This is a genomic window from Vibrio sp. Isolate23 (assembly GCF_022398095.1).
Lineage (GTDB): Bacteria > Pseudomonadota > Gammaproteobacteria > Enterobacterales > Vibrionaceae > Vibrio > Vibrio coralliilyticus_A.
Map to the genome: position 1 here is coordinate 126,322 of NZ_JAKEUV010000007.1, position 16,542 is coordinate 142,863.

The following is a 16,542-nucleotide window of genomic DNA, read 5'->3' on the forward strand; positions in this document are numbered from 1 at the left end:
GTTATATGAAAAACTCACCCCAAAGTTTAAGATTGTAAGTATTCGCTACGTCTTTATCGACATATAGACTCAATACTCTTCAATGTTATTAACATCGAAAACCCTATTCACCATCATCATTGATGTAAACCATTTACTTACTCACAAATGCTTTTGAAATCAGCCGTTGTCGCATCGGTCAGTTTGATTATACATATCAATTGGAGACATGCAGTGCAAGGTTGCGCTCGCTTGCTCAAGCTCCAGTCTGTTTAAATCGTCAATAAAGATGCGCGACGTGAATATGGTTTTGCCGTTGTCTGCAAAAATCTCAATCGCTGAGTTATCTACGAAGATGCGAATGCGTTGTGCCTGTTCTACACGCTGGGCGTAGCGAACCGTGCCAAAGGCTTCAGCATGAACATGAGATACATGCGTTCTGTCTAATGTGAACTCTTCGCGATTGCCGCTAAATACCATGCGCTCACCTGCAGCGTTTGCAAAGCTAACAGAGAAGGTTTCGTTAACCTCTAGCTCAAGTTCGAAGGCTCGTGAGGTGAGCTCTGCACAATCATTGACGGTTTCGGTGCTAGCACGCAGAGCTTCTAGCTCTTTCAACGGTGCTTGGATCAAGTAGTCACCGTCAATCGTTAGTTCACGAGGTAGTGTGAACATGTGTGCCCAGTTGTTTTTGTCTGTTGGATACCCACTCTTTGAGTTGCCTAGCCAGCCAATGAGAATTCTGCGTCCTTGGTTATCTAGATAAGTTTGCGGAGCATAGAAGTCGAAGCCTTTATCAAGTTCGCGATAACCTTGGTTGTTGAACTCTTGAGTGTCGAAGTTGATGCGATCACCCACCATGTAAACCACAGAGAAAACGTTCTTAAGGTCGTACTTGTTATCTGAGCTCACACCTTGTGGCGAGAAGATATAAACGCCGTTGTCGTCTTGCTCATAGTAGTTCGGGCACTCCCACATGAAGCCAAAGTCGCTCAAGCCGACATCGATATTGCCTACGTACTCGTAGTCATCAATCGCGTTGCCGCGGTAGTAGGCTAGCTTGCCTTTCTCATCATGGCCTTGTGCGCCAATTAGCATGTGGTATTCGCCGTCGCGGTCCACCAAGATTGGATCGCGGAACTCAGACGTGTAAGACTCAAAATTTACGTCAACCACGACGCCTTTCTTGTCGAACTTGCCTTCTTTATCCATTACGGCCATGACTTGGGTTGGGAAGCGGTTTTGCTCCATTTAGAAGGAAGGCTTTGAAGATAAGCAGTGCGTTTTAATTGTACTTAAGTGGCTGAGATTCCGCCATCGATAGCTTATGACAGAGCAAGAAAAATGAAGGGGGGAGTGAAAGGTATCAATGATAATAATGCAGACTCGTGCCTTCGAGGCACGAGTCTATAGAACCCGAGTTGGGTTGTAACTACGCACTTAAGCGGTTTGCTTGCTTAGCTCTGGTGTTTCTTCTGCACTTGCTGGGGCAGTAGGTTCGCACTTGTCGACAAACCAACCCATGTAAGAAGTGATTACCGTGACCAAAATACACACGAAGCTTAGCCACATAAATGGCGCGTATGAAAGAGTGGCTACACCCAAAATACTGGCCATGTAGATACCGTTATCGCTCCACGGCACCATACCGGATGTCAACGTTCCACCGAATTCAGCGTTTCTAGAAAGGTTCTTACGTTTGTAACCAAGGCGATCATAATTCTTCGCGCAGATTTTTGGGGTAAGAATGAGAGATACATACATTGCAGAACCGAACACATTGCCTAGGAAAGCGGTACCAATGGTGCTGGTGGCCAGTGAACCTGGGCTTTGTACGCGGCGTTCAAATAGTTTAGCGATAGTTTCTAGTACACCAACTTTATCGAGCAGGCCACCAAAGCCCAAGCCAAACACGATTACTGCGACTGAACCTAGCATAGAAGACATACCGCCACGGTTTAAGATCGAATCGATAAAGCCAACCCCTGACTCAATGTGGAATGGAGCCCATGCGGTGTTAAATGCTTGAAGGAAGTCGACATCTTGAATCATGACAGCCCAGATAATACCCAGTAATGATCCAAAACTGATCACTGGGAAGGAGGGCATACGCATTGCCAACAAACCAAGTACAATCATTACAGGGACAAACGAATAAGGTGTGATGTAGAACTGTTTCTCCATCGCATCAATAACTGATTGAACCTGCGTCATATCAACGTTGCCTGCATAGTGGAAACCGAATGCAGTAAACATAATGCCGGTGATGATGTAGCTGATCAGAGCAATCGGCAGCATTCCTTTAATGTGTTCAACCACTTCAACATTGGACATTGATGATGCCAGAATGACGGAGTCTGACAGTGGAGACATCTTGTCACCAAAGTAGCAGCCTGACAAAACAGCACCTGCTGTGATTGGTGCAGGTACGCCTAGCCCTTGACCTATGCCCATCATTGCAATACCCGCTGTACCTGCGGCACCCCATGAAGTTCCCGTTGCTAATGCTGTCAATGAACAGATGATCATTGTCGCAAGTAAGAAGATAGATGGGTGAATCGCTTTAAGACCGTAATAAATGATGGTTGGGACAATACCGCCTGAAATCCAAGTCCCCACGAGTGCACCAACAGCAAGAAGGATTAAAACAGCACCAAGACCATTAGAAATGCCGTTAAGTGCTGCTTTTTCTAAGTCTTTGTATTGGTGACCAAGACGAATGCCAAGCACCATAATGACAAACCAGCCAATATATAGGGCTAGCTGAATGGGTAAGTCGAGCTGGGCGGTGAATGAAAAAGCCATTAGCAAAAATAAACCAAGCGCAACGATAACTTGCAGCAGGCTTGGTAAACGGGGGGTGAGTTGCGTCATGCAGAGCCTCTTATATGTGTTATAAGCCATATGCTCCAACAAGTGTGGGGGTGGAACATATTGAGATAATTTACTCATTTGGGTACGCAAAGCACTTTACATGACTCAGAATAATATTTCGAACAAATACAACTCCGATGTGATTTAAATCTATTGATGTATTTGTTGCTAGTTAAATATATTAACAATGGTTAAAAATAATGGTTTTAAATGATTGTTTTTGTAAATGACTTGTAGCGCGAAGATTTCTTCGTTGTGCGGTAAATTGAATGTATTGTTGTAAAAAGTCATGAATATGCAAACAAGAGATAAAAAGTCATTTGAGGCAGAAATTTAAAAAAAGGATGCAAAAGTGACAGAATAGGGGAATTTTTCCTTGAGATTTTGTTGGGAAAATTGAAAGATTGTGGAAGTCTTTTTAAATAATGTACACGGAGAGTTGAGAATGAGAGTAGGTTTAGTCGGTTGGCGTGGCATGGTGGGTTCTGTTCTAATGCAACGCATGGTTGAAGAAAAAGACTTCGATCTTATTGAGCCGGTATTTTACAGCACTTCTCAGGTAGGTATCCCTGCTCCAAACTTAGGTAAAGATGCAGGCCTTCTGCAAGATGCTTTTGACATCGAAAGTTTAAAACAGCTTGATGCCGTTGTGACTTGTCAAGGCGGAAGTTATACAGAAAAGGTGTATCCAGCACTTCGTCAAGCGGGTTGGAAAGGCTACTGGATTGATGCTGCATCAACGCTACGCATGGCGCAAGACTCTATCATTACGTTAGATCCTGTCAATATGGCTCAGATCCAACAAGGCATCCATGGCGGAACCAATACGTTTGTTGGTGGTAACTGTACCGTGAGTTTGATGCTGATGGGTTTGGGTGGCCTGTTTGAAAAAGGCTTGGTTGAATGGACTAGTGCCATGACTTACCAAGCTGCTTCTGGTGCTGGGGCGCAAAACATGCGTGAGCTAATCTCGCAAATGGGTGTCATTAATGATTCCGTGAGTTCTGAACTGGCGAATCCTTCAAGCTCCATTCTTGAGATTGATCAGAAGGTGGCAGACACTATGCGTAGTGGTTCGTTCCCGACTGATAAGTTTGGTGTGCCACTAGCGGGCTCTTTGATTCCTTGGATCGATGTGAAACGCGACAATGGTCAGAGTAAAGAAGAATGGAAAGCGGGTGCAGAAGCAAACAAGATCCTTGGCTTCCAAGAGTCGCCGGTGCCTATTGATGGTACTTGTGTTCGTATTGGTGCGATGCGTTGTCATTCTCAAGCGTTGACCATCAAACTTAAGCAAAATGTACCGATGGATGAAATCGAAGAGATGATCGCGACGCACAACGATTGGGTGAAAGTGATTCCTAATGATCGCGATATTACAGCAGAAGAGTTAACGCCAGCGAAGGTGACTGGAACTTTGTCGATTCCTGTAGGCCGCCTACGTAAAATGGCGATGGGGGATGATTTCCTTAATGCCTTCACTGTCGGAGACCAACTTCTTTGGGGTGCGGCAGAGCCACTTCGTCGAACGTTGCGAATCATCCTAGCTGAAAAAGCGTAATCATTAGTGCAAATGTACCCCCGCTTTTGGGTTTGTTTTGTAAAAATAGAAAGGATTGACGCTGAACGTCAATCCTTTCTCATTGCTCTAACATCTAATCTTCAGCGACTATCCTTCGATCAGGGTCGGCCAACTTACTTCCACAGTGCTTGCAATGTATAGCATCTGAATCATGCCCTGAACGAGAGCAGTTTGGGCAGCGGACTAGGCTTTTATGAGCATTCATCTCTTGATGCAGTTCAGCAGTGATAATGCCGGTTGGTACTGCAATGATTGAGTAGCCCATCAGCATAGTGATGGAAGCGATCGCTTTACCGAGAATGGTTTGTGGGACCAAATCACCATAGCCAACGGTCGTGATAGTGACAATGGCCCAATAAATACTTAGGGGAATACTGGTAAAGCCATTTTTAGGGCCTTCGATAACATATATCAGCGCGCCAAAAATAATTACTAGGATTGCGACCGAACTGAAAAAGACGAAGATTTTTCTCCGTGCCATCAACAGAGAGCGTAGTAATATATTCGATTCTTGTAGATAGCGTACGAGTTTAAGTACGCGAAAAATCCGTAAGACCCGAATGGCGCGAATCACTCCCATAAATGAAGCAGAAGGGAAGAATAGAGTCAGGTATGTTGGCAGTATAGCCAGTAAATCGATGACACCATAAAAGCTCTTAGCGTAAGCCACTGGCTTTGGCGAGCAGTAGAGTCGCAGTAGGTACTCTAAAGTAAATAAGCCGGTAAAGGTATATTCCAGATAGCGTAATTCTGTCGCCCACTTAGCATGAATGGTGGGTACTGACTCCAGAACCAGAACAATGAGCGAAGAGATAATGGCAATAATCAACGCGATGTCAAAGGCTTTTCCGGCCCGAGTATGGGTACCAAAAATAATGACATAAAGTTGATTTTTCAGTGATTCTTTGGACATGATAGAAAGACTTACGAAAAGATCTTTCTATCATAGCGAGTTATTTGTTATCAGGCTAATCCTGGAAACAGGTTACGCAGGCCATTGGCAATGAACTCGATACCGAGCGCACCCAAGATAAGCCCCATAATACGTGTGATGACGTTAATACCCGTTTGGCCTAAAAACCGTACAATCAGTGGTGCTGAGCGGAATAGAAACCAAGAACAAAGACAGAATAAGCTGACGGTTATAATAATACCGACAGTATCTAACATGGTTGGGTAGCGTGCGCCATAAACAATGGTTGAGCTGATGGCTCCTGGCCCAGCCATTAATGGCATCGCGAGGGGAACAACACCTATTTGTTCACGGCTGACATACTCAGATTTCTCTTGTTTGTTCTGTTTATCCTCACCTAATTTACCACTCATCATTGAGAAAGCGATACTAAGTAGTAGCAGGCCACCTGCGACACGGAATGAATCCAGTGAAATGCTGAACATATCCAGCAGCATCTGACCGGCGAGTAAAGACACTATTAATATGATGGCAACAGCCAAATTAGCGGTGGTGGCCGTCTTATGTTTTTCTTCCAGCGTCATATGACCAGTGAGAGAAACAAAAACCGGCATGATGCCGACAGGGTTGACGGCGGCAACTAAGCCTAGAAAGAACTGTAAAAAAATCGCAATTTCGAACGTTTGCATTACGCATGCCTACACAAAGTAAAGACCAGAACAGGATCACAAGAGTGACAAGCGGAATATAGTCGAAAACTTGCTGAGTCACGAATGAAAAAATCTAAAGCTAATCTGAATTCATTACTGAGAAAATCTAATTTCTGACAGAAACGTAAACACAGATGACACACTTTGTTACGTACAATGTGTATAAGTTTCCATTTGGCTTACACAAACGTTAACACTTACACATTTTTGATAAAAACAGAGAGGGGTTATAGTGCCTCACTTTCTATAGGTTATAAGCTTAGTAGCACAATGTTAGTGGATCACATGTAAGTTCGTGGTCAATAAATGAAACTTTTTTACAGTTTGTGTTCGATTAGATATTTGAGATATACAAATGTTGGAAATTTTCTGAGTATTTTGTTTTTTACTTATTTGTTTAATTTCAATTGCTTACGTGTAATCGTTGAAGTTTAATACCACTAAGTAGGTAAATAATTTTTCAGAACTGATCTGGGTCAATTTTTTTCACAACTTGAAATAATATAATCAGCTCTGAAAGCAATTTACTAAGAAATACTGGTAACTTAGATAGCGATACGAGCACAGTTTTCTTACTAAAAAGTTTTTAATATTTTGTTAATTTTAGGAGAATCCCTATGCCTGTAACTAATATGGCTGAACTAGATGCTATGATTGCTCGCGTTAAAAAAGCGCAAGAAGAGTTCGCTACTTTCTCTCAGGAGCAAGTAGATGCGATCTTCCGCGCTGCGTCTCTTGCAGCTAACCAAGCTCGTATCCCGCTAGCTCAGCAAGCGGTTGAAGAATCTGGTATGGGTATTGTTGAAGATAAAGTCATCAAGAACCATTTTGCCTCTGAGTTTATCTACAACAAATACAAAGATGAAAAAACCTGTGGCATCCTAGAAGAGGATGACAACCTAGGTACTATGACTATCGCAGAGCCTGTAGGTATCATCTGTGGTATCGTCCCAACGACTAACCCTACTTCTACTGCAATCTTCAAATCTCTTATCTCTCTGAAGACTCGTAACGGTATCATCTTCTCGCCACACCCACGTGCGAAGAACTCGACTAACGACGCAGCTAAACTTGTTTTAGATGCAGCAGTCGCAGCAGGTGCTCCAAAAGACATTATCGGTTGGATCGACCAGCCATCTGTAGAGCTGTCTAACGCTCTCATGAAGCACGATGATATCGCTCTTATCCTTGCAACTGGTGGTCCAGGCATGGTTAAAGCCGCTTACTCTTCTGGTAAGCCAGCAATCGGTGTAGGTGCAGGTAACGTTCCTGTCGTTATCGACGAAACAGCTGACATCAAACGTGCAGTAGCTTCTATCCTAATGTCTAAGACTTTCGATAACGGCGTAGTATGTGCTTCTGAGCAGGCTGCAATCGTAGTTGATGAAGTCTACGACGAAGTTAAAGAGCGTTTCGCTTCTCACAAAGCTTACGTACTAAGCAAAGCTGAAGCAGAGAAAGTTCGTAAAGTTCTTCTTATTGACGGTGCACTAAACGCGAAAATCGTTGGTCAGCCAGCGCCAGCAATCGCTGAAATGGCGGGCGTTAAAGTTCCAGCAGACACTAAAGTTCTAGTTGGTGAAGGTCTAGGTAAAGTATCTTACGACGACGCATTTGCTCACGAGAAACTATCTCCAACGCTAGGTCTATTCCGCGCTGACAACTTCGAAGACGCAGTGGCTCAGGCTGTAACTATGGTTGAGATTGGTGGTATCGGTCACACGTCTGGCCTATACACTAACCAAGACGTTAACGCAGACCGCATCCGTTACTTCGGTGACAAGATGAAGACAGCTCGTATCCTAATCAACATCCCGACGACTCACGGTGGTATCGGTGACCTGTACAACTTCAACGTTGCACCTTCTCTAACTCTAGGTTGTGGCTCATGGGGTGGTAACTCTATCTCTGAGAACGTAGGTCCTAAACACCTAATCAACAAGAAAACTGTAGCGAAGCGAGCTGAAAACATGTTGTGGCACAAACTACCTAAGTCTATCTACTTCCGTCGTGGTAGCCTTCCTATCGCACTGAGCGACCTAGAAGGTAAGAAACGCGCATTCCTAGTAACTGACCGTTTCCTATTCAACAACGGTTACGCGGATGACGTAGTTAGCCTGCTTAAAGCTCAAGGCATGGAAGTTCAAACTTTCTTCGATGTAGAAGCGGATCCAACGCTATCTGTCGTAGAGAAAGGTGCTGAAGCAATGAAGAGCTTCCAACCAGACACTATCATCGCGTTAGGTGGTGGTTCTCCGATGGATGCTGCGAAAATCATGTGGGTTATGTACGAGCACCCAGACACGCACTTCGAAGAACTTGCAATGCGCTTTATGGACATCCGTAAACGTATCTACAAGTTCCCTAAAATGGGTCAAAAAGCTGAGCTTGTATGTATCACTACTACTTCAGGTACTGGTTCAGAAGTTACACCATTCGCGGTTGTTACTGACGACAAGACTGGTGCTAAGTACCCACTAGCTGACTACGAAATCACTCCAAACATGGCTATCGTAGATGCTAACCTAGTGATGAACATGCCTAAGTCTCTAACAGCATTTGGTGGTTACGATGCCGTCACTCACGCTCTAGAAGCTTACGTATCTGTTCTTGCGAACGAATACTCAGATGGTCAAGCTCTACAAGCACTTAAGATGCTTAAAGAGTACCTACCATCAAGCTACGCGAACGGTGCAAACGACCCAATCGCTCGTGAGAAAGTACACAACGCAGCAACTATCGCTGGTGTTGCATTCGCGAACGCATTCCTAGGTGTTTGTCACTCTATGGCGCACAAGATTGGTGCGGAGTTCCACCTACCACACGGTCTGGCGAACGCACTACTAATCTCTAACGTAGTACGCTACAACGCGAACGATAACCCAACTAAGCAGACTGCATTCTCTCAGTACGACCGCCCACAAGCACGTCGTCGTTACGCTGAAGTTGCTGACCACCTAGGCCTAAGCCAAGAAGGTGACCGTACTGCTCAGAAGATTGAGCGTCTACTAGCATGGTTGGATGAACTAAAAGTTAACCTAGACATTCCAATGTCTATCCAAGCGGCAGGTGTTGCTGAAGCTGACTTTGTTGCTAAGCTTGATGAACTAGCTGTAGAAGCGTTTGATGATCAGTGTACAGGTGCGAACCCACGTTACCCTCTAATCACTGAGCTGAAAGAAGTACTACTAGCGTCTTACTATGGTAAAGCGTTCGTTGAAGGTGAAACTTTCGAAGGTACGACAGTCATCAAGAAGAAAGCTGATCAAGTTGCCGCGAAAGCTGCACCAAAGTCAAAAAAAGCAAAAGCTAGCGCATAAGTAGGAGCGTTAGTTATGAGATAGGTTTTCGCTAGCACGAAACCTAACAATCGGGAAAAGATCAAGCCCCAATCGAAAGGTTGGGGCTTTTTTCGTTGTGATAGAGATGGAAAGAGGTTGATACTAGTTGGTTAGTCATAAAACTTGCTCGCATAAAAAAGCCAATGTAAAAACATTGGCTTTTGAAACATGTCGTGTATGCGTGCCTACGCATTGAAGTGAATGATAACTACTTCTCGTCGTCTGGAAGTTTGACATTCAGCTCTAGTACCGAAATGTCGTCGTCCTTATGCTCAAAAGAAAGATCAACCATCGATGGGTCTACGGCAACGTATTTACCGATCACTTTAAGGATATCTTCCTTTAGCTGTGGTAGGTAGGACGGTGATGGGTCACCCTGACTACGACGCTCTGCCACTATAATTTGCAGGCGCTCTTTGGCTAAATTTGCAGAGGTTTTTTTCTGCGGGCGGAAAAACTCAAGTAATGACATTTAGCCTCCGAATAGTCGTTTGAAGATCCCTTTCTTCTGCTCTGTTAAGAAGCGGAAATCCACTTGTGAACCTAACAGGCGCTCGACAGTGTCGTCATAAGCCATCCCCGCATCTGTGTCGTTATCGAAGATCACCGGTACACCTTTGTTTGAAGCGTTGAGTACTGCCTGACTTTCAGGGATAACACCAAGCAGTGAGATATGTAGGATCTCTTCGACATCTTCTACGCTCAGCATCTCACCTTGTGTCACACGTGTTGGGTTATAACGTGTGAGAAGTAGGTGCTGTCTTACTGGCTCAAGGCCTTCTTCTGCTCGGCGAGACTTAGAGTCCAAAATACCAAGAATACGGTCCGAATCACGCACTGAAGATACTTCAGGGTTTGTGGTTACAATCGCTTCATCTGCAAAGTATAGCGCCATCAACGCACCTTGCTCGATACCTGCCGGAGAATCACAGATGATGAAGTCAAAACCCATGTCATCTAATTCATCAAAGACGCGACGAACGCCTTCTTTGGTTAATGCATCTTTATCACGTGTTTGAGACGCTGGTAGGATAAATAGGTTATCCGTACGCTTGTCTTTGATCATGGCTTGATTCAGCGTCGCTTCCCCGTTGATGACGTTAACAAAGTCATACACAACTCGGCGTTCACAGCCCATGATTAAATCTAGGTTACGCAGGCCAATATCAAAATCGATAACTGCGGTTTTCTTTCCTTTTAGTGCCAAGCCTGAAGCAATTGCGGCACTAGATGTAGTTTTACCTACACCACCTTTACCTGACGTGACAACAATAATGCGTGCCATTATGTGTTCCTTATAATCTTAAACGGTTAACAACTCGAACTTGAGCGAGTCATTGTCCAAACTGAACATAATTTTTTTCTGCCAGAATTCATCAGCAAATTGTTCGGTAAGCCAATAGTGCCCGGCAATCGACATTAATTCGGCATTGAGCTTATTGCAGATGATCACCGCACCTGTGTTTCCACTGGCACCAGCAATCGCGCGACCACGAAGTGTTCCGTGAATATGAATAGAACCATCTGCAATAACCTCGGCACCTTCGCTGACATGGCTTAACACTACCAAATCACAATCTTTCGCATAAATCTGCTGCCCTGAACGGACAGGCGTGCGAATGATTTTAGTTGGAGCCAATTTAGCCGGCGCCTGAGACGGAGATTTACTAGCGGACATGATGGCGAAACCAGCATCTGAAGCCATGTTCTGAGTTCGTTTATCACGACACCCTGTCACGCCAACAGGAATCATACCCGCCTGTGAAATTCCTTGTTTTAGTCTCGTAAAGTCAATATCACCATCAACTTTTGAAATATTGATGACAACAGGGGCTTGAGCAAAAAAAGCCGGTGCTTGTTCGACTTTTTCACTGAGAAACTGAATAGTATTTTCAACATCGTTATTTGAAAGGTGTAAAACGGACAAAGTAAAACTACTACCTTTCAGGTCCGGTGAACTCGACATCTTTTTTGGAAACCTCGTAAGGACGTTGCCTGAGACTAGGGTTGTCATGTTATATTCCCACATTAAGCACAGCAAGTTATCTTGCACTCATTTGAGTGTTTTGCTCTCAAAAATAGCGAAACATTGACGTTCTCTGAATCTCAACAGACAAAAGGCTTCCCATGCTTTGTGCAATTTACAAAAGTTCTAAAAAAGAAGGCGCATACTTATACATCCCGAAAAAGGATGATTTTTCACAAGTTCCTGACACATTAATGCAAATGTTTGGCAAACCTACCATGGTAATGATGGTGAACTTGGATGGACGCCAACTGGCTCAAGTCGACATTGAGAAAGTGAAACAATCAATGAAAGAGGAAGGTTTTTTCCTTCAGTTGCCGCCACCACCGAAGAATCTATTAGACGAATATAAAGAACAGAAAGCGCGCCAGCAATCAGAATAACTTCTCTCTTTTATAATAGGGAAGTTATTGGCGACTCATAATGTTGCTCAAGGAGGGCAATGTGAAAAAAATATTGTCAGTCATACTAGGTGCAACGATTGCGAGCTCAGCTTTTGCCAATGAGCTGAGCTTTGAGCAATACGTTGAAGGATTAAAACAAGAAGCGCGAACCAAGGGCATTTCTGAGCGTACGATTTCAGCAGCCTTTGAGGATGTGTCTTATAAACCAAGGGCCGTGAAAGCCGATCGTAACCAACCAGAAAAAAAACTCACACTGGATGAATACATTCCGAGAGCGGTGCCTGACTGGAAAGTCAAACAGGCTAAAGAGCTTTACACCAAGCATAAAAGTGAGCTTGATCGTATTGGTGAGGAATACGGCGTTCAACCTCGATTTATTGTCGCGCTTTGGGGCGTTGAGAGTAATTTTGGTAAATTTACCGGTAATTACAGCGTCATTGATGCCTTATCGACCATGGCTTATGACGGTCGCCGTGAAGCATTTTTCCGTAATGAAGCGATGGCGGCGTTAACTATCCTGGAAGAAGGCCATATCAAAGCTGAAAACATGAAGGGGTCTTGGGCTGGGGCGATGGGGCAATGCCAGTTTATGCCGAGTTCTTTCCTAAATTATGCTGCGGATGGTAACGGTGATGGCAAGAAAGATATTTGGAACAACGAAAGTGACGTGTTCGCTTCGGCGGCCAATTACTTAAGCCAGTCTGGTTGGACCGACTCTTATACTTGGGGGCGTCAGGTTAAACTGCCAAATGGTTTTGATACCAGTATTCAGGGGCGCAGTGAGGCAAAAGGAAAATACCTTCAGGAGTGGAGCAAGCTAGGTGTGACGCGTTACGATGGGCGTCCACTTCCCAAACTGGATGAAGATATTAAAGCCTGGTTGATAGCCCCAGATGATGCGAATGGCCGTGTTTACCTGGTTTACAATAACTACAATGTATTGATGAAGTGGAACCGTTCGTACTATTTCGCTTTGGCTGTCAGCCATTTGGCCGACAGAATCGTATTGTAATTGTCCTGAAAAGGAGCTCTTTGGAGCTCCTTTTTGTTTGTGATGCTTTGCCTGAATCTGCCAATAAGCCGTTAACTTATGTCAGTCTTTCAAGTTCGGTTATGTTGTCGAGCGCGTGTTGGTTGGTGTCACCACAAACGATAGGACAAGGCTTGAATTCATAACAAACTTTCGGCCTTTCAGGCTTACCAAATAACTTACACAAATTGTCTTCGTTGAGCTGAACACACCGTATTCCGGCAGGTTTGCCTTTTGGCATACCAGGAATTGGAGAAGAAATACTCGGTGCGATACAACATGCTCCACAACCCAATCTGCATTCCATACTTACGATCTCATTAAAAATAAGGGCGCGATAGTAGCAAAAAAGATCGCGTATAGCAGTATAAAACTTATGCGTTATTTCTATAGCAAATTCTATAGCCAATTTAATAACGGTGTGGATTTGGACGCCTGTATATTTGTGTGAATAGTGGAAGAGAGCGAAAAATTGAATGGTTTGCTCTGATTTAACTATTTGTTGGTTTTGAACGTACTCCGCTAAGCTTAGAGGCTAGGGAGAGCGCTTTTTGGCGTTTTGGAATGAAAAATATAATTAGGAGTGTTGTGTTAAATGAGCACTAAAAGCTTTTGGGCAAAGCATTCCAGTAAAATACTTTCTGTAATTGGGTTTTGTGGTTCGATTATGGTGGGTGTTGGCATCTACTTAGTGGTTGATCATGAATACCAGTTGGCGCGCCAAGAATTACTGGGTGTCTGGGAAGAGTCGAACGTCGCAACTTATGCTGCAAACACACTTCACGTCGCAGAAGAGGGTATCTATTGGAACGAAGATTTAATTAGTACGCACTTCTTGTTTGATGGTGAAACTCTGGCGTTCAATTTAGGTAATAGTGAACAGCGTTACCATTTGGATCGCTTAAGAGGTACTTTGGTACACCTTAATGGCACCTATAAAGCTAAATATCTCAAACAACCTACAAAAGCTTACGCTTTAGGTCATCCAATGAGAGGCCGCTAAATTCCTTGGATTATGGCTTCACAAGCCGTTTTCGAAAGTACCAAAATTACTGTTATCACAGCTTCGTTCAGCATGAAAATTCCCCTTGAACTTTACTCGCCTAAACGGTATAAATCGCTCCCCTTGTCCGATACGAAATAATGTTATGAGCCAGCCATTTTGGGAAAGTAAATCACTAGAACAAATGACCGAACAAGAGTGGGAAGCCCTATGTGACGGCTGTGGGAAATGTTGCCTACATAAGCTCATGGATGAAGATACGGATGAAATCTATTACACCAATGTGGCTTGCAGCTGGTTAAATAGTAAAACCTGTTCCTGCAAAGATTATCCCAATCGCTTCACATCAGGAGAGGAATGCACCAAACTCACCCGAGAAGACATCGATGATTTCACTTGGCTACCACACACTTGTGCTTATCGCTTATTAGCAGAGAAGCAACCTATTCCTGAATGGCATCCTCTGATCACAGGGTCTAAGTCGGCGATGCATGCAGCGGGTGAAAGCGTACGCAATAAAGTAGTGTATGAGATTGATGTGGTGGACTGGCAGGACCACATCCAAAACTTACCTGAATGGGCTAAAAAGAACTAGCGCACTTTTAGAAGTTGATCATGGTTTTTCAGTAAGTCTTACCTTTTAACTTGTGGCTAAATCATCCAGCTTAGCTTGATTTCTTGAGGCTAAGAGCAAGTTTTCTCCAAGCTGCGCATATGTACCAAGGCCACCAGCCGCTCCTGTAATCAATATATATTTGCCTTCAAATGACGTATTCATACTATTTTTCCATTTCCAACACTAACGAATGGTTTTTCAAATAAGGGAGTAGGCTAACTAAGCCTAGTAGTGCTAAGGCGACGCCGAACCACAAAGGAGCACTCCAGCCATATTTTGCTTGCACCAGCAGTCCGCTTAACCATGAACCTACGACTATGCCGAGATTAATCACAGACATGTGTAAAGAGTTAACCAATGCGCCATTGTTCGAAACACGCATGACACGAGTGACCATTGCTGGGTTCATCGGCAGTCCGACAAATCCGATAATTATTGCGCACGCTATTGCGATGGTTGTGTTAGTAATGTTTAACGCCATCAGCATTAATGTTGTCGTGAGTATCAGCAAGCCGATAACCATGATTTGCATTGCATACTTGTCAGCCCATCGACCGACAATGATGTTTCCTATAACCGTTGCAATACCATAACAAGCGAATAGAGCGGGTAACATGGATGGGTCGAGCCGCGTTGCTTGAGTGAATATTGGTGCAAAGAATGTAAAGGCAGAGAAGGTCGCGCCAATGATTAACCCACTGGTGCAATAGGCTGCCCATAGGTTCTTATTCTTCAAAGTGGCCAGCTCGGCTTTAATTGATACGTTCATTGGGCGAGGGGAGTTAGGCACAGAGAACATCACAATGGCAGTACACGCTAACGTTAGTAATGCGACGAGCCAAAAACTGAATCGCCAACCAAAACTCTGATCGATTTGCGTCGCCATGGGTAAACCCACCACACTTGCTATCATTATTCCAGCCAAGACAATGGACGCCGCTCGGCCTTGCTTATCACTATCCACCATACCAACTGCGATAGAAATAGCGACTCCAAAGAATGCAGATTCAGCTACGCCTCCAAGGACTCTAGACACAACCATCGTCGAATAGTTGTCTGCAACAGCACCAATAACCTGACTGACAAAAAACAGTAACATTAAAAATATCAGGGATGACTTTTGCCTGAACCTGAATAACAACAGGGTCAAAACCGGTCCACCAACAACAATGCTTGCTGCAAAAATAGAAACTAGGAAACTGGCCATTGGAACGCTAACGTTCAGAGCATCTGAAATAGAGGGCAACATACCCGCAACCATAAACTCTGAAGTGGTCATGGCAAAAATGCTGAGGCTTAATATGTATATAGATAAATGCATGTTTATTTTCCTATTGCATTAGTTTTTTAGAGTAGGTTGGAGGTGACTAGGACTTCACTGCCCAGAGGAATGGAAGGATCGAGAAAGCGCTAATATGTTCGTCATCACAGTTTGAATATCTTCTCGTTCATAATCATCCCAATCCAATTCATGTACGATGATATCTGGAGCCTCACTATCAACAATTAATGTAGAGTGTTGTTCATAAGCGACGTTGGGTGTTTTAATTTTGGTTTGTAGCGATTTACTTTCAAAGCGGGTCACCCTGGCGTGTGACAGCCTACTTAGCATGCTGTTGTAATCTCCCCTTTCACTGCTAATCAGTGTTGTCAATGGAGGATTCTTTAGTATTATTTCTGAGGCCTTTCCATAGTCGGTTTCGCTTTCTAAGCTTTGATGTGTGTTCATTTACTTCCTCTGTATCTTTCAATCAAAAGCCTAGAACACATGCCTAGGCGAGAGGGAGCAATATAAAACACAACAACTCAGGAAGGTACTATCCTTATAGATAGGTTAGTAAAAATATATCTAACGATGGTTTATATTCATAAAATGACAAAAAAAGTCATTTTAAAAAGTAAGATGTTATTATTTTATTTGTCATTATAGGGTTTTACCAAATAGATTTAGATGACAAAGAAATCAATATATTAAGTTTTCCTATTAGGGAAAGTCTGTACTAATTTAGGTATTGTCCCTAAATGAATTTTTGCCAGGGAAATAATAAATCATAGGTAATATTA

Annotated in this window: 17 protein-coding genes; 6 read left to right on the forward strand and 11 right to left on the reverse strand. The window is 43.7% G+C overall.

The window, feature by feature from the left end; genetic code table 11:
• Nucleotides 1–159 precede the first annotated feature (159 nt).
• Nucleotides 160–1,230, reverse strand: a complete 1,071-nt coding sequence (locus L1D31_RS16730; RefSeq protein ID WP_239838205.1) for a GH32 C-terminal domain-containing protein — start codon at nucleotides 1,228–1,230, stop codon at nucleotides 160–162.
• 189 nt (nucleotides 1,231–1,419) lie between these two features.
• Nucleotides 1,420–2,853: a Na+/H+ antiporter NhaC gene (gene nhaC / locus L1D31_RS16735; RefSeq protein WP_239838206.1), complete on the reverse strand. Its 1,434-nt coding sequence runs from the start codon at nucleotides 2,851–2,853 to the stop codon at nucleotides 1,420–1,422.
• A 445-nt stretch (nucleotides 2,854–3,298) separates the two neighbouring features.
• On the opposite strand from nhaC, the gene asd reads away from it, so the two are divergent.
• Complete coding sequence (gene asd, locus L1D31_RS16740; RefSeq protein ID WP_239838207.1) at nucleotides 3,299–4,414, forward strand: aspartate-semialdehyde dehydrogenase; 1,116 nt, start codon at nucleotides 3,299–3,301, stop codon at nucleotides 4,412–4,414.
• Between the two features lie 94 nt (nucleotides 4,415–4,508).
• Here asd and L1D31_RS16745 read toward each other — a convergent pair whose 3' ends face one another.
• Both L1D31_RS16745 and L1D31_RS16750 read right to left on the reverse strand, forming a co-directional pair.
• Nucleotides 4,509–5,348 carry an ion transporter gene (locus L1D31_RS16745; protein ID WP_239838208.1) on the reverse strand — a complete coding sequence of 280 codons (840 nt, stop codon included), beginning with the start codon at nucleotides 5,346–5,348 and terminating at the stop codon, nucleotides 4,509–4,511.
• A 50-nt stretch (nucleotides 5,349–5,398) separates the two neighbouring features.
• On the reverse strand, nucleotides 5,399–6,037 hold the full coding sequence (locus tag L1D31_RS16750) for a YchE family NAAT transporter (protein WP_239838209.1): 639 nt from the start codon (nucleotides 6,035–6,037) through the stop codon (nucleotides 5,399–5,401).
• A 638-nt stretch (nucleotides 6,038–6,675) separates the two neighbouring features.
• On the opposite strand from L1D31_RS16750, the gene adhE reads away from it, so the two are divergent.
• Nucleotides 6,676–9,378, forward strand: a complete 2,703-nt coding sequence (adhE, locus tag L1D31_RS16755) for a bifunctional acetaldehyde-CoA/alcohol dehydrogenase (RefSeq protein ID WP_239838210.1) — start codon at nucleotides 6,676–6,678, stop codon at nucleotides 9,376–9,378.
• Between the two features lie 229 nt (nucleotides 9,379–9,607).
• On the opposite strand, the gene minE is transcribed toward adhE, so the two are convergent.
• The 3 genes from minE to minC are packed head-to-tail and all read right to left on the reverse strand — an operon-like array spanning nucleotide 9,608 to nucleotide 11,365.
• The gene (minE, locus tag L1D31_RS16760; protein ID WP_239838211.1) at nucleotides 9,608–9,871 is read right to left on the reverse strand and encodes a cell division topological specificity factor MinE; all 264 of its coding nucleotides are present in this window, start codon (nucleotides 9,869–9,871) and stop codon (nucleotides 9,608–9,610) included.
• Nucleotides 9,872–10,684 (reverse strand): septum site-determining protein MinD, encoded by an 813-nt coding sequence (minD, locus tag L1D31_RS16765; protein ID WP_239838212.1) that lies wholly within the window; start codon nucleotides 10,682–10,684, stop codon nucleotides 9,872–9,874.
• Nucleotides 10,685–10,702: 18 nt separating this feature from the next.
• Nucleotides 10,703–11,365: a septum site-determining protein MinC gene (gene minC / locus L1D31_RS16770; protein ID WP_239838276.1), complete on the reverse strand. Its 663-nt coding sequence runs from the start codon at nucleotides 11,363–11,365 to the stop codon at nucleotides 10,703–10,705.
• Between the two features lie 161 nt (nucleotides 11,366–11,526).
• Between minC and L1D31_RS16775 the strand changes: the two genes are divergently transcribed.
• Nucleotides 11,527–11,808: a YcgL domain-containing protein gene (locus L1D31_RS16775; RefSeq protein ID WP_239838213.1), complete on the forward strand. Its 282-nt coding sequence runs from the start codon at nucleotides 11,527–11,529 to the stop codon at nucleotides 11,806–11,808.
• Nucleotides 11,809–11,869: 61 nt separating this feature from the next.
• Nucleotides 11,870–12,841 carry a lytic murein transglycosylase gene (locus L1D31_RS16780; RefSeq protein WP_239838214.1) on the forward strand — a complete coding sequence of 324 codons (972 nt, stop codon included), beginning with the start codon at nucleotides 11,870–11,872 and terminating at the stop codon, nucleotides 12,839–12,841.
• 76 nt (nucleotides 12,842–12,917) lie between these two features.
• On the opposite strand, the gene L1D31_RS16785 is transcribed toward L1D31_RS16780, so the two are convergent.
• A complete protein-coding gene (locus L1D31_RS16785) occupies nucleotides 12,918–13,166 on the reverse strand; it encodes a YkgJ family cysteine cluster protein (RefSeq protein WP_239838215.1) in 249 nt (82 codons plus the stop codon).
• Nucleotides 13,167–13,454: 288 nt separating this feature from the next.
• On the opposite strand from L1D31_RS16785, the gene L1D31_RS16790 reads away from it, so the two are divergent.
• Both L1D31_RS16790 and L1D31_RS16795 read left to right on the forward strand, forming a co-directional pair.
• A complete protein-coding gene (locus L1D31_RS16790; RefSeq protein WP_239838216.1) occupies nucleotides 13,455–13,862 on the forward strand; it encodes a DUF2850 domain-containing protein in 408 nt (135 codons plus the stop codon).
• Nucleotides 13,863–14,007: 145 nt separating this feature from the next.
• Complete coding sequence (locus L1D31_RS16795) at nucleotides 14,008–14,457, forward strand: YcgN family cysteine cluster protein (RefSeq protein WP_239838217.1); 450 nt, start codon at nucleotides 14,008–14,010, stop codon at nucleotides 14,455–14,457.
• Nucleotides 14,458–14,502: 45 nt separating this feature from the next.
• Here the strand turns inward: L1D31_RS16795 and L1D31_RS16800 are convergent, their stop codons facing one another.
• The 3 genes from L1D31_RS16800 to L1D31_RS16810 are packed head-to-tail and all read right to left on the reverse strand — an operon-like array spanning nucleotide 14,503 to nucleotide 16,207.
• Nucleotides 14,503–14,640 (reverse strand): hypothetical protein, encoded by a 138-nt coding sequence (locus tag L1D31_RS16800; protein ID WP_239838218.1) that lies wholly within the window; start codon nucleotides 14,638–14,640, stop codon nucleotides 14,503–14,505.
• 1 nt (nucleotide 14,641) lies between these two features.
• Nucleotides 14,642–15,799, reverse strand: coding sequence for an MFS transporter (locus L1D31_RS16805; RefSeq protein WP_239838219.1), 1,158 nt, complete (start codon nucleotides 15,797–15,799; stop codon nucleotides 14,642–14,644).
• Nucleotides 15,800–15,853: 54 nt separating this feature from the next.
• Nucleotides 15,854–16,207: a hypothetical protein gene (locus L1D31_RS16810; RefSeq protein ID WP_239838220.1), complete on the reverse strand. Its 354-nt coding sequence runs from the start codon at nucleotides 16,205–16,207 to the stop codon at nucleotides 15,854–15,856.
• Between the last annotated feature and the right edge of the window lie 335 nt (nucleotides 16,208–16,542).

What these genes read in the sequence shown, in the direction of transcription:
- adhE (WP_239838210.1), top strand. Translation starts at nt 6,676, where the DNA reads ATGCCTGTAACTAATATGGCTGAACTAGATGCTATGATTGCTCGCGTT.
- L1D31_RS16775 (WP_239838213.1), top strand. Translation starts at nt 11,527, where the DNA reads ATGCTTTGTGCAATTTACAAAAGTTCTAAAAAAGAAGGCGCATACTTA.
- minC (WP_239838276.1), bottom strand. Translation starts at nt 11,365, where the DNA reads ATGTCGAGTTCACCGGACCTGAAAGGTAGTAGTTTTACTTTGTCCGTT.
- L1D31_RS16805 (WP_239838219.1), bottom strand. Translation starts at nt 15,799, where the DNA reads ATGCATTTATCTATATACATATTAAGCCTCAGCATTTTTGCCATGACC.
- L1D31_RS16750 (WP_239838209.1), bottom strand. Translation starts at nt 6,037, where the DNA reads ATGCAAACGTTCGAAATTGCGATTTTTTTACAGTTCTTTCTAGGCTTA.
- L1D31_RS16730 (WP_239838205.1), bottom strand. Translation starts at nt 1,230, where the DNA reads ATGGAGCAAAACCGCTTCCCAACCCAAGTCATGGCCGTAATGGATAAA.
- L1D31_RS16745 (WP_239838208.1), bottom strand. Translation starts at nt 5,348, where the DNA reads ATGTCCAAAGAATCACTGAAAAATCAACTTTATGTCATTATTTTTGGT.
- L1D31_RS16810 (WP_239838220.1), bottom strand. Translation starts at nt 16,207, where the DNA reads ATGAACACACATCAAAGCTTAGAAAGCGAAACCGACTATGGAAAGGCC.
- nhaC (WP_239838206.1), bottom strand. Translation starts at nt 2,853, where the DNA reads ATGACGCAACTCACCCCCCGTTTACCAAGCCTGCTGCAAGTTATCGTT.
- L1D31_RS16800 (WP_239838218.1), bottom strand. Translation starts at nt 14,640, where the DNA reads ATGAATACGTCATTTGAAGGCAAATATATATTGATTACAGGAGCGGCT.
- minE (WP_239838211.1), bottom strand. Translation starts at nt 9,871, where the DNA reads ATGTCATTACTTGAGTTTTTCCGCCCGCAGAAAAAAACCTCTGCAAAT.
- L1D31_RS16795 (WP_239838217.1), top strand. Translation starts at nt 14,008, where the DNA reads ATGAGCCAGCCATTTTGGGAAAGTAAATCACTAGAACAAATGACCGAA.
- L1D31_RS16790 (WP_239838216.1), top strand. Translation starts at nt 13,455, where the DNA reads ATGAGCACTAAAAGCTTTTGGGCAAAGCATTCCAGTAAAATACTTTCT.
- L1D31_RS16785 (WP_239838215.1), bottom strand. Translation starts at nt 13,166, where the DNA reads ATGGAATGCAGATTGGGTTGTGGAGCATGTTGTATCGCACCGAGTATT.
- asd (WP_239838207.1), top strand. Translation starts at nt 3,299, where the DNA reads ATGAGAGTAGGTTTAGTCGGTTGGCGTGGCATGGTGGGTTCTGTTCTA.
- minD (WP_239838212.1), bottom strand. Translation starts at nt 10,684, where the DNA reads ATGGCACGCATTATTGTTGTCACGTCAGGTAAAGGTGGTGTAGGTAAA.